At 34.9% G+C, this 12,376-nt stretch carries 14 protein-coding genes and 3 pseudogenes; all 17 read right to left on the reverse strand.

What is annotated here, in order from left to right:
- Positions 1–90: 90 nt before the first annotated feature.
- The gene (locus N178_RS08635) at positions 91–570 is read right to left on the reverse strand and encodes an SMI1/KNR4 family protein (RefSeq protein ID WP_045291785.1); all 480 of its coding nucleotides are present in this window, start codon (positions 568–570) and stop codon (positions 91–93) included.
- Between the two features lie 59 nt (positions 571–629).
- Positions 630–869: a hypothetical protein gene (locus tag N178_RS27505; protein ID WP_237758428.1), complete on the reverse strand. Its 240-nt coding sequence runs from the start codon at positions 867–869 to the stop codon at positions 630–632.
- Between the two features lie 46 nt (positions 870–915).
- A complete protein-coding gene (locus N178_RS27510; protein WP_237758429.1) occupies positions 916–1,113 on the reverse strand; it encodes a hypothetical protein in 198 nt (65 codons plus the stop codon).
- Positions 1,114–1,256: 143 nt separating this feature from the next.
- Positions 1,257–1,973, reverse strand: coding sequence for a hypothetical protein (locus N178_RS08645; RefSeq protein ID WP_045291786.1), 717 nt, complete (start codon positions 1,971–1,973; stop codon positions 1,257–1,259).
- A gap of 98 nt (positions 1,974–2,071) precedes the next feature.
- Positions 2,072–2,557 carry an antitoxin YezG family protein gene (locus N178_RS08650; RefSeq protein WP_045291823.1) on the reverse strand — a complete coding sequence of 162 codons (486 nt, stop codon included), beginning with the start codon at positions 2,555–2,557 and terminating at the stop codon, positions 2,072–2,074.
- Between the two features lie 211 nt (positions 2,558–2,768).
- Positions 2,769–3,233 carry a hypothetical protein gene (locus tag N178_RS08655; protein WP_045291787.1) on the reverse strand — a complete coding sequence of 155 codons (465 nt, stop codon included), beginning with the start codon at positions 3,231–3,233 and terminating at the stop codon, positions 2,769–2,771.
- A 132-nt stretch (positions 3,234–3,365) separates the two neighbouring features.
- Complete coding sequence (locus N178_RS08660) at positions 3,366–3,815, reverse strand: immunity protein YezG family protein (RefSeq protein WP_045291788.1); 450 nt, start codon at positions 3,813–3,815, stop codon at positions 3,366–3,368.
- Positions 3,816–4,223: 408 nt separating this feature from the next.
- Positions 4,224–4,688, reverse strand: a complete 465-nt coding sequence (locus N178_RS08665; protein ID WP_045291789.1) for an SMI1/KNR4 family protein — start codon at positions 4,686–4,688, stop codon at positions 4,224–4,226.
- A gap of 183 nt (positions 4,689–4,871) precedes the next feature.
- The gene (locus N178_RS08670; RefSeq protein ID WP_045291790.1) at positions 4,872–5,585 is read right to left on the reverse strand and encodes a pentapeptide repeat-containing protein; all 714 of its coding nucleotides are present in this window, start codon (positions 5,583–5,585) and stop codon (positions 4,872–4,874) included.
- 19 nt (positions 5,586–5,604) lie between these two features.
- A complete protein-coding gene (locus N178_RS08675; protein WP_045291791.1) occupies positions 5,605–6,384 on the reverse strand; it encodes a hypothetical protein in 780 nt (259 codons plus the stop codon).
- A gap of 368 nt (positions 6,385–6,752) precedes the next feature.
- A pseudogene (locus N178_RS08680) lies at positions 6,753–7,294 on the reverse strand (T6SS immunity protein Tdi1 domain-containing protein).
- A 13-nt stretch (positions 7,295–7,307) separates the two neighbouring features.
- Positions 7,308–7,577 (reverse strand): annotated as a pseudogene (locus N178_RS08685) (polymorphic toxin type 15 domain-containing protein); the annotation flags it as partial.
- 451 nt (positions 7,578–8,028) lie between these two features.
- Entirely contained in the window at positions 8,029–8,385 is a 357-nt protein-coding gene (locus N178_RS08690; protein WP_045291793.1) for an Imm3 family immunity protein, read from the reverse strand.
- Positions 8,386–8,412: 27 nt separating this feature from the next.
- On the reverse strand, positions 8,413–9,225 hold the full coding sequence (locus tag N178_RS08695; RefSeq protein WP_337588878.1) for a deaminase domain-containing protein: 813 nt from the start codon (positions 9,223–9,225) through the stop codon (positions 8,413–8,415).
- A pseudogene (locus N178_RS26565) lies at positions 9,208–9,546 on the reverse strand (T7SS effector LXG polymorphic toxin); the annotation flags it as partial. The gene N178_RS08695 and the pseudogene N178_RS26565, both read right to left, overlap by 18 nt.
- A 305-nt stretch (positions 9,547–9,851) precedes the next feature.
- Positions 9,852–10,331, reverse strand: coding sequence for an antitoxin YezG family protein (locus tag N178_RS08700; RefSeq protein ID WP_045291794.1), 480 nt, complete (start codon positions 10,329–10,331; stop codon positions 9,852–9,854).
- Entirely contained in the window at positions 10,324–12,375 is a 2,052-nt protein-coding gene (locus N178_RS25835; protein WP_080890165.1) for a T7SS effector LXG polymorphic toxin, read from the reverse strand. The genes N178_RS08700 and N178_RS25835 overlap by 8 nt, the downstream gene beginning before the upstream one ends.
- Position 12,376 lies beyond the last annotated feature (1 nt).

A 12,376-nucleotide genomic window follows, 5' to 3' on the forward strand; every position in this document is an offset into this window, starting at 1 on the left:
GATATGTTCTTAGACAAATAAAAGCATTTAATACTCATATAGAATATCAAATGCTTTCTATTCATATGTTATAAACATTTCATTTTTTAGTCATTTAGGTTCATATAAACCATTTAAAAATTCAGTAAAGTTATCTGCCACATTATATGTAACAGGCTCAAACTCACCGGATTCTTCATGAGACCATATACAAACAGATGGATTATTTTTATCTGTTCTAAAATCTAAGCATACAAAGTCACCCGCAAATACACTAGCTATTGGCAATACCTCTGCTCCTAATAAGTCTTCGTTATCAGTTAACCTTTCACCTATTTGTGAAAATACAACATCTATGTCATAAATCCCTTTTGGATGATTCTCGATATCATCTACTATACACAAAAATCTTTCTACAGCATAACCACGGTTGTTACACTCAAATGTCGCGCCCTCAACCTTTACTCCATTATTTTCTTTGATAAAATTTAAAAAAGAATTTGGTAATGTAAGCCTCCATAATTTTTCATGTTTTTTTATTAATTCCGCTAAAGGTAACGGCTTGACTACAGTGTCTCGTTTAATTTTCACTTTTTTCTCCTTTCGCCAAAAATACGCTATCTCAGATTATCCAATTATGAATAGTTTTATTAAAAACTACTTTTTTCATCTAACGACTTCATGACTTTTTTCATATCCTCAGTTCCACGTTCTTCAATTACTTGTTTTAATGAACAACCAAATTTATTGGAATTATTAAAATTCGGTCGTTTTTCTAAGCAATGTACAACTAAATGATTTCCATCCTGTGTCCGTTCTTTTAATACTTCTTGACATAGAGACAATATTGCAGAATTAGCAAATTTTTTATCTTTTAAATTTAAATCCACGCCCATTTCAACCAGTCTATAAGCTACATCAACAGCACCTACATAATTAATTGTTGTCTAGTAAAAATTTTGCTGTATCAAACTTTCTACTAATCAATGATGTCTCAAGTAAGCTTGTACCATTTTTATTCACAAAGTTTACTACTTCTTCCATACATTTATTTTCAATATTCAACTTCTTTAAAAAATCTTCAAGATTTCCAAATTTTATAACAGTCCCAAAATCGGCTTTATTAAGATCCATTTAATCACTACCTCCCCCGTTTATACTTATGACCTCAAACGGTATTTAATAGCTCATCATTTGGCAAGGGTAAAACAATGGTATTACTATCTACTTTCCTATTTTTTCACTACTTATTACTTTCTTGCTCTACGCTTGTATACTTATTCAAATCCTATAACCATCCATTCATCTACTACATTCCAAAAGTTTAGATTATACTCTGGCTCTTCTTTTGAAGACCACAAAGTAGCGTTGTCACCCAAACTGTTTTTATAATCCACTACTACATAAATTCCCATTCCATTACTGAAAAATCCATATGAAGATGCGAAGTCAATTTTTAAATTATGTTCTCCAATTTCATCAACAATGTCCCATTCATAATCGTCTAAATACGTAATGTTTTCTGGGGACTCTAACCCCATTGACTTACTTGGATAGTAGTAAAACCCACTATGAACATTTTCATAAAAGCTTCTAATTTTATCTGGAATTTTACTCCAATCTTCTTCAAGCTGTTCGTTATTAAAGTACTCTTTAGGATTTCGACCTTCATAATATAAAATTTTCCTTCTGGCATTTTTCACCGAATATAATATAGAATATCGATCACCAATAGCCATTAATTCAACATCTATCAAACATTCCTTTAAAAAAGATATGGTGTTGCTCATTTCATTACTTACATATCTTTTCCATATATTTAATACCCTACTTATCTTACTAGATTTATTTTTCTCTTTAAAAATTTCTCTCCATTCATCAGGAATTAAATCCTTTTGGATATGATCGATGTTAGTAGACTCTATTAAGCTTACAGATAGTTCTTCACTTAATGTATATTTATTTAAGAAATTCAACTTATCTTGAAGCATCATTCCTACCCACTCCCTATTCTTCTAAAGTCCAGCTATTAAGTCCTGTATTTTCAATTTATGTTTACTGCCTCCTTCATTTGTATAGCCTTAATCAGTATTTAAATAGGATTAGTTGGATACTCTTTTAAATATTGGTTTATTAAACTTTTAGTTTTTTCATCCGCTGGTGCTTCATCTAAATATTTATAATTCCAAATCTTTTTCTGTGCTACAAATCCGTAATCTGTATTCAACCAATCTGTATAATCAAATGATACAGAGAACTTCCCTGTTTGCTCTAACATTAGCGTAAAAGAATACCATAGTTCCTGGTTATTTTCTTTAAAGATTTCCCTGAGCTGTTCACTAAGATCAAAAAGCTTATCTTCTTCATTATTAAATTCTAGTTCCGATATGTTAAATTGTTTTGGTATATCTAGACTATACGTGTAGCTATTATCTCTAATTGATTTATAAAAAAAGTAAACTCGCCCCCCTGATTCATCAATCTGTGCATAAAAATAAAATTTCTCCCATTCTTCTGGAATCATATTATTAACCGTTTCTGCTATTTCTTGATACAATTCCTGTAACTGGCTTTCCATTTGCATAAAATTTATCCTCCTGACTGGTTTTCAACTGTTGCTATCCCCAGTTCTTCATCTTCAATTTGGTATGTTATCCTAATGTTTATCTTTAACTTTTTTATATTTCTTCAAATCCATGTCAAACAACTAAAAAAAGACACTATGATACTTATATATCGTAGCAACTATTAAGCTGACACATCTTATGAACTCTAGCTTTACAAAAGAATTAGCGCTCTTCTTTGCACAAATATAAGTATTGGCCAAATTCAGGAAACACATCCCAGTTTTTTTCAAGGGTATTGTTTGTTTCGCGCTCCTCGACTGAACCATTCTTTAAATCTCGCTTTTCCATTGCTATGTAACCATCTTCTCGGAAATTCAAAATCAAACTACTTACTTCTGTATCAGTTTCATCATCATATTCCCAATACATGGCTGTTCTTAAAAAAAGCTTACCTTCACTCATAACTTCGAAATCATAATTTAAATATTTACGAATTAGTTCATCATAAAACCCTACCGAAACCCATTGATTTGTAATATTTATAATATACTTGTGCTTCTCATCTTCCCTTAGTACGACCGTATAGGGTTTATGTTTTTGGTGGTATGTGTATGCAGTATGCTCATCAAGAATGTTCCAAGGCTTCTTTTTGATATCTGACCATTCGTCACAATAATACATTTCCATAGTCACTTGTACACCTTCCCATAATATTTCTACTAACAGTGCTGTTTTTATTACTAATCAAGAATTGGTTTAAAGATGATTTGTCAGTGCCAACCAAACTGAATTCTGTTAAGCACACATATCAATACGAAATTAAAGCTTATTATTTTTTACTTCTTCAAACCACTCATCAGCAATATCACTAGCCGTTTTAATATCATCATGTGTGTGTACGAAATCATACTTATATTCTGCTTTAAAGCGGCCGCTCCTTGCATGATAGATCAGCTTCATCTCTGTCGGCATATCTCTTTTATACGCTCTACATAGCTCTTCAATTTTTTCAACATCATCATTGATAATATTCAATACCATCAACTGTCGCTTTGTAGATACATCATATTTTTCCTTTTCCCATGCATCATTCACTTTATGACGTTCTACGTATTTATCATTAATTAAATAAAAAAAGTCACTTGCGGTAACTCCTTCTTCACGAGAAGCATAAACATACACTTTATCTGCTCTATCTTCAACATACTCCATACATATAGATATCATATCGGCTTGCAACTCACTAAACTTATCTTCAAATTCTTTCATTTTGCTGTTTTCACTCCTTAGATTAACTCTCAAGAATTCAAGTTAACCTTACCTAAAAAATCTTTTCGTTCCTTTGGTCACCATAGAGTGACCCACCTTATTTGTTTAGATACTTGCAATGACTAGCGATTGGGATAAGCTATTTTGGCGCTATTCTATTTTATAAGCCGTAACTTTTATAAATTTTATAAAATAGAAAATAAATACTGCAATGCGCAAATGCGTTTAATAAAAGCACCGATTGCCTAGAAAATTCAATCGGTGCTCCCACTTACTCTTGCAAATTTTTTATTGCCAAATTAATCTCATTAATTCAGCAATAAAAGAATTTATACCTATTTACGAACTTAGGCTTTATAAGTTTCCCAATAAAATTAACAAACAAATAAGTTTAGCAGCCCTCTAGGGTTATTTGTCTTTGAGGCTTTTTATAAAAGCTTCAAAGCTATAAGAAATAAGGCTAAAGTGCGTGTTAGAAGGTTCATATTCTTCTTCGTAGATGTCTTCCATGTCTAAGCTCCAATAATAAACCGCTCCAGAATTTTCTCCTGATAATGACAAGCAAATTTTGTTATCAATTGGATCTTCGCCAATAATTAGAAAATTATCAGGTATTACATGGTTACTATGAAAAGCCAAAAATACATTCTGTACATTTTTATGCACTTCTTTAGTGAATGGAAGTATGGATGTTAAAGATGACGTGATTTTTTTGTCTAAGGTTTGAAACCTTCGTATAGTAGGGTTGCCGCCATTGGTTTTAAGTAAAAACTCTTTATAATCATCGGGCAATTCAATATTCCACTCTTCTTCAAATGATTGAATCTCTTGCAAATTTGCAGGCATACTATTATTTTTAATCTCTATATTCATAAATAAATATTAACCTCCCTCTATAAATTATCTCAGTCCATAACTTTGCAACCCATATCCTCCCTAGAGATTCTTTCTTTTAGTTTCAAGTTCTATAGTGAGAGTGTGACACCCTTTACATGCTGTGACAAATCATACATTAAAACGTAGGTGCCAATTTTACATACAATTTAAAATCAACTTCTATATCATTTTCAACACTTGTTCTTTCACATTTTCGTCAAACTTAGCTCCTTCTACATTTGCTCCTGTCCAAACTACATTGTCGAGTTTAACACCGGTAAAATCCGCTTCTGTGAAATCCCCATTTAAAAGGATTGCTCCGGTAAAATCCGCTTCTGTGAAATTAGCATTTCTAGCATCTACCGCTGATAAATTTACATTTTCCAAATGCGCTTTTTCAAATTTACCATTTGTCAGATTGGCACCGCTGAAATCCGCTCCCGTACAGTCGGCCTGTTCCGCATCAATTCCTGACAAATTTGCATGGCGAAATGTAGCATGGTTTAAAATTGTTCCAACTAATTCTCCATGTGAAAAATCAACTTCGTCAAAACGAGTTTCAAAGCAACTACTTATATTTATCTTTGCATATTTCATATTTGCTTTAGAAAAATCCGCTTCGCCAAACCTACAATCTGCCATGTTAATTTCCTCTAAATTACAACTTCTGAAATCAGCTAACTCAAAATCGCAGTCATGAAACGCTGCTCTCATTAGTGAAGAGGCTCTCAACACAACACGTTTTGCCATAATACGCCTTGCCATTACTTCTGACAGGTCTGAAAAACTAAGGTCTAAATCACTCATATCTACCTGATCCATAACCTCATCATTATATTGAGCTCTATTTACTATTTCCATGACTCTTATTCGGTCATTACTTTTCTCATCCATGATTACAAATTCCTTTCCTTTAATTTTCTAGATACTTCTTCCAAGCAACATTGGGCGAATACGTGACAACCATTCGACTTTCATGAAAACTTGGCACAGCTATTACTTGAGCTGGTTCTAAGTATTTCATTACATGTAACCATCGATCTAGCAATGTATCCCTATCAACTTCTAATGGATTTTGTAGAAGATCCATACAAACCCCACCCCATTCCAATTCTGATACGACAGCGGGACTATTTAGTAGGAATTCCTTATCAAACATTTCTAAAATATGACCACTAAAATATGTTCTAGCTCCTACCCCCAAGGGACCGTTAGGAAGAAACCTGACCGGTATAGGTAGTGAAGACATATTCACCCACATATGTAAGCGTTCATATTCAGTATTCCATGGATAAGATGCTTTCCAAAAAATTTGCGACACTCCATAACGCGGCTTTACAATTTCTGCGATTTGATCAGATAACTCAAAAAAAGCAGACCATAATTTTTTAGGTATTGATTTATGGAACTCAAACTCCAAATATGAACTATGACTCCAGTTAACTTTAAAACTCCCTTTATAGTGCAGCGCTTTATCACGATACAGGTGAACTTCAGATACTCTACGCTCTGAAATCACTTTTTCTAGAATTTCCCGACGATTATATTCTACCTTTACTGTTTCAGAGTTACCCCAATGGGTAGGAGCAAATTTTTCATTTGACTCAAACACATCCAAAAGACGACCTAGTATCTCTTCCTGATTAATAGATACTGTAGGATACATTGCAATCGTAAAATAATTAGGTTTCATTTATATCCTCCTTCCATACTAGATATAATATCAGCCTTCAATTCACTGAATAAATCTTCAAGCTCTTTCATACTACTTTTACTTCTTTAACAATAATAAAATGCTGTAAGGCCATGCTTACCATCAATAATATTTTTAACTATAAATTTCTTTGTTTGCATATTACTCTCAGTATAAATGTTTTTAACGTCAACACCTGTTTTTTTGAAATGTTTTTTCAAAATTCAACCTCATTTCTCTTTAACTTTCTAATATTTTTCACATTCACATTAGGTATCTAAGAAATTTAAAAATGGCTCACAAAAAACACTTGTTGCCTAAAAGGCAGTCAAGTGCTTATAGTTCATTTTGTAATATAGCTTTGAACATTACTGTACTGGTCCCATGAATTCAGTAATAATGAGAATATGTTCCTTCAATTTGACTTTTTTTAGATTCTCTACTTTTTCTGCTCCACCAAGCCCTAATAGAGGGGTGTATCCAAAACATTCGTCATAAGATATTTCGCCCCATATTTCTACTGCTTTTAGATATGGCTTCCACTTTAAATATTCGTCTCGAAATTTTTCCGAATCTAAACTTTTAAAAAGTATAGAAAGTTTGGCATAAGTGTTTTAAGTAACCCGTACCTAAAATTAAGCAACCTTACATAACCATCAGCCCATATGACTAAATCCCCCATACTTGTTGCAAATAATACTAAAGAATCAGTGTATCTTTGGCTACTCTCTTGTAAGATATCAATGTACTCCTCTGGATTGACACTTTTAAAATAACCTGCCATAAATGTTCCAAATCCATAATCCTGCCATAAATCTATTATTTCTTTAGGGACCATATTTTTATACTTTTCAATCAGTTCACTGGGAACTTTATTATGCAACTTAAAATCTTTTAAATATTGTTCCATTCAAACTCCTCCTTTAATGTGTTAACTTTACATTCAAATAAGTATTTTTCAGTTGTTCTAGTGTCATATTTTTTGATATTTCCTCTATTTGTTTATCAACAATTTTAATTCTAGACCTCCATTGACTACCTATAGAGAAATTAACCCTCTTATCTCCTATTATTTCGGGCCATCCTCCCGCAACCTGATCTGGATTATGAAGTGCCGCTTGGGTTTTCAGCCATTTTTCCGCCTCTTCCTCTGCTTCATCAAATGATTTTCCTTTATCCATAAATTCGGTAATCACTACTTAATTTTTTATATCGTTTTTTTCTCTAGTAGTGTCTCACACTGTACAAAACCAATTATAATCTATAAATTTAACACTTAGCACACTTATAAAATTATACGCGTACCAGCATATTTCTGGGTTAAAACGTAAAAAAGCACTCGTTGCCATAAGTGACAATCAAGTGCTTTAAGTTCATCTTTTTTTAAGTAGCATAAATTTGTAAGTTTTGTAGTAACAATATTACACTTTTTACATTTCACAACAAATACTACATTAAAACTTACGAGTTTGTTAGTTTAATATACATTCCATGTGTTTATATTCATCGCCCAGTAAAATGTCATCTCGCCTAAGCTCGTACTTCATTTCCTATTCTATCATTGCACATAATACTCTATGCTGGTACAACCATCATGAAGTACTTACTTTCAAACACTTATTTCTTTTTCTAAAACACTAACCTTTATTCTGCTGAAGGATTATAATCCACCTCTACATTTTTTAGTCCTTCTATTACTTTATTTATTCTTCTCGATAAGTCTTTTATTTCTTCTAATGTTAATTCATCTCCTGCTTCTTGTGGATTAAACATGCTTAATCTCTTTATTATACCTTCAATGCGCCCAATAAAAACTTTCTCATGGCCAATTGCAATTTCTCCAATAGCAGTATCAACAATAACATCTTCTATCTTACCTAAGTTATCAAATTCATCCGCTAGTTTTGCTATAGCATACCTATATCCCCTGTCTTCATCTAACAACTCTTCATATGTCTCCTGAATCGCACCAAATAATTCATTATACTCCCAGTCTTTCATCAGTCTTCCCCTCCAAAGAAATTAAGTTTAAGGAATAATTCTATTACCATTGTTGTGTATGACTTCTAATTCAATATTTTTATATTTAGCAGCAAACTCTGCTATGACTTTACTGCAACTGTCGCAAGTATCTAATTCTGTAAATAACTTGATTTTACCAGTAGCTTGTGTATTCTCTCCAAGCTTAGAAGCAATATCATTTAGTATTTTATACTCCGTATCTGTATTCCTTAAATAACTCTCTCCCTCTTTACCAACTGCTTCTGTAGCTTTAAACATTGGATTTTCAGGTTGTAAAGAAATATCAGGCACCTTATGCTCAAGATTTCCTTTGAGTTCATTTATGCTGCTTTGAGCATAAAATTCAGATTTACTTAGCCCACTGACATCCACTTCTGCAACAGCAAAATTACCAGATTTCTTATACCTACTTGTTAAATTCCCTCTTAGTTCTTTCACTCTACCAATTATATGTGCTTCTGTTACTGAATCTATTTGTCTCGTTGGATATACTTTTCCCGTACCCTTAGTACCTTTTTGAATTTGACGTTCACTCACACGCTCTACTTTTACAGGCTTTTCAATCATCTGCATCGTCTGTTTCTTCACATTCTGCAAGGTCTCCCTCACCGTCTGCTGGGCAAGTGCTGGCATGAGTCTTGGCATACTGCTGTCTAGGATGTTGTTATACGTTTTATGTAGCGACTGCGTCCAAGATGCTGGTGCGTTTTTGACGCTTTGGTAGGCTTGCTTTGTGACGTTGGCAACGGCGCTTGTGCGAAGCGTGTTGCGCATGTTGTTAAGCTTTTCGGTTCCTTTGGTCGCAAGGCTCTGTCCCATTTTCCCCGCTACCTTCGTAGAAAGCGCCCCAGCTCCAGCAATTCCTAATGCTTGCAGAAGGCTTGCTTTACGCTGCTCTTCACTGATTTTATTCCCGAACATGTCGCGTCCGGTCATGTATTCTCCTAGCCCGTTTGCGGCCACAAGACCGTAGAGGCCTTTTTCGGTTTGCTCCAGGACTTTGAAGGATTTGGCGGATTTGTAGGCGTCTAAGGCGTGATCTGCTGCGCTTAGGCCTTTAGCCGTTTTGTAGATGGCTTTTCCGCCTTTTGCGGCTCTTCCTAACCAGCCGACAACCGGAATGAAGCCGGCTGCTGTGACGTAGATAGTTTTACGCCCGCGACAAATATTTAAGTGAAAGATATTAATATCAAGAATAAATTCTCATTCATACTCCACGTTAAAATTTACCTTTAATTTACAATTATCATATAATTGGTTGGTTAAACGACTTATTATCCTTGCCATCATAATAAAAAACTTGATAAGTCTTAACTTATCAAGTTCATAGAATAGAAACCCTCTATGGTTTCCATTTAGCTCACATTATCTTAAAGAGTAGAATATTCACTAAGACAGCTTACTTCATAAAAAACCCTTTTAATTTTCGCTTTCGTATTAACCTTTTAGTTATCTTTTACAGCCTCAAGATATCTCTCTAGATGTTTTTTCCCTAATTTACTCTTTGGTAAGACACCAAGATATTCATATTTCCATATTGTCTTCCTAGCATAGGAATCTGCTGTTGAAAGATCATCATAATTAAATTGGATGTTGAACTTTCCTTTATTGTCAAAAACTAAAGTGAAATTGGTCCATGGCTCTTGCATTTCATTCTCAATAAACACTTTCCATAGTTCTTGTATGCAATCTAATAACTCATTCCATTGTTTAGAATATTCTTCTTCACTTACTGGAAAAATTTCAGGAATGTCGTGGCTGTAGATAATCTCATCACTATCATTAGGATGATAATAGAAGTAAGCTGTTTGCGCACCTTCAACTACCTCACCATAAAGGTAAACTTCAGACCACTCTTTGGGAATGGTCTCTATTACGATATTCGCTATGTCTTGGTATAAATTATTCAATTTTTCTTCATTCATCTAATATTCCTCCTGGTACATTATCAAATCGCCTAAAATCCCAATCTTCTTCACCAATTTTATACCTAATATTAAAACTACTTGGACGTATAGAATCGCCTTTATAATTTGGCGTTATTTTCACTTGTACTTTTTCATCAAGTTCCAAGGCATCGGCCCATGTATTCTCAAGTTTCTTCCATTCGCCCCTATTTAAATTACTATTCATAGGAACCAAATTATCGAGGTTTCCAGACCCTTTGAAAATACTGGCAATTAAATGACCTCCGTCATCATCTGACAAACGATCATTATGTCCTACAACTCTTTGTGCGTATTTATTTCTTCTTGCTTTTCCTAAGGTTAATGTTCCTTCACAACTTGTAATTCGTCCTTTTTCATCAGTAGTGTAAGTATGCCCAGATTTAGATGTATATTGAATGTCTGGTTTTAATACTTTTTTACGATTTACTCTTGTATAATGCTTACCATATTGAACTTTATTTACTGTCCTACCTGTAGATGTTGCCACTTGAACTGTCTCTACACTATCTCTTGTTGCTGCAAATTTCACAATGTGGTCTTTGGCCGTATCTATTACATCACCTAATTTAGCAGGAGGCAAATAACCACTTTCCAGTTGATAATGTGGCTGCGGTAAAGATACGTTTCTTAAATTTTCATATCCTTTTTTCACATGTTCAGCAAGTAAATTAGGTGATTTTTTCACACCTTCGTATGCTTTATTGAATTTTGATCCAATTACATTTTCTCTCAACACATTCCGCATATCACTAAGTTTCTTCGCTCCGTTTGCCACGGCATTAGCGCCTGCTTTCGCTGTTTTCCCCGCTACCTTCGTAGAAAGCGCCCCAGCTCCAGCAATTCCTAATGCTTGCAGAAGACTTGCTTTACGCTGCTCTTCACTGATTTTATTCCCGAACATGTCGCGTCCGGTCATGTATTCTCCTAAGCCGTTTGCAGCCACAAGACCGTAGAGGCCTTTTTCGGTTTGCTCCAGGACTTTGAAGGATTTGGCGGATTTGTAGGCGTCTAAGGCGTGATCCGCTGCGCTTAGGCCTTTAGCCGTTTTGTAGATGGCTTTTCCGCCTTTTGCAGCTCTTCCTACCCAGCCGACAACCGGAATGAAGCCGGCTGCTGCCATGGCTCCCGCTGCGACGCGCTGTGAGGTGGAAAGTTTTTCACCCGTAACAGGGTCCACGCCTTCTGCTGCTCGTTTATAATCATAATATCCGCTGACCTCTCCTGTAAAGGTAGAAACCGCGTCCCACGTTTTTTCATACCACGGCTTGTTTGCTTCTTCTTCTTGCTTTTTTTCCAGCTCGTATACTTCTTCTTGCTGCTTGTTGTAGTCAACATATGAAGTGGCATAGTCGTTTAGTTTTGTTTGAACTTTATACAGCTCGCTGTCGTGATAGGCTTTTTCGTCAAAGGCAAGCTGATAGACACTTCCTCCTTGACTCGTAGCAAGCTCTAAGCCGCTTACTAGCGTATCCACTACCGCATAGAAATCGTCCATTTCGCTGTATTCTTTTGACCATTCAGCGTCAAGCTGGTTCACTGCTTCAATTGTATCGGTGCGTTTTTTCTCTGCTTCTTCTATTTTATCGTTAAACTCACTCGTTGAAAACGCTGAAATAGAGACGATATCGTCAATGCCGTTTAAAATACTCTGCAGATCGTCGTGCTGCTGCGCAACCATTTCTTTAGCATTGCTGTTGGCGTTTTTTAGCTCTGTTTCTAAAAATGATTCATCTACAATCGTGCTTCCTGATAGCTTTGCTTTTTCAGCTTTAACGTGAAGCGTTGAAAAATAGCTTTGCTGCATTTTAATTAAGTTTTCCCACTGTCCGGCCGTATCGGCGTGCTGCTTATAAAAAGATTTTATATTGTCAGCGCCTTTTCCTTCTAAGCTGCCATCTAAGTCCGCTACGCCCTGCAGCGCTTTTTTCAGTTCACCCAGCTGGCTGAGTAACTCATCGTAGGCTTTTTCCCTGTCTTTTGCTACATCAAACAGCGCTTTTGCATCGTATACCTTTCCCACA

The sequence above is a fragment of the Priestia aryabhattai B8W22 genome, assembly GCF_000956595.1.
Classification (GTDB): Bacteria; Bacillota; Bacilli; order Bacillales; family Bacillaceae_H; genus Priestia; species Priestia aryabhattai.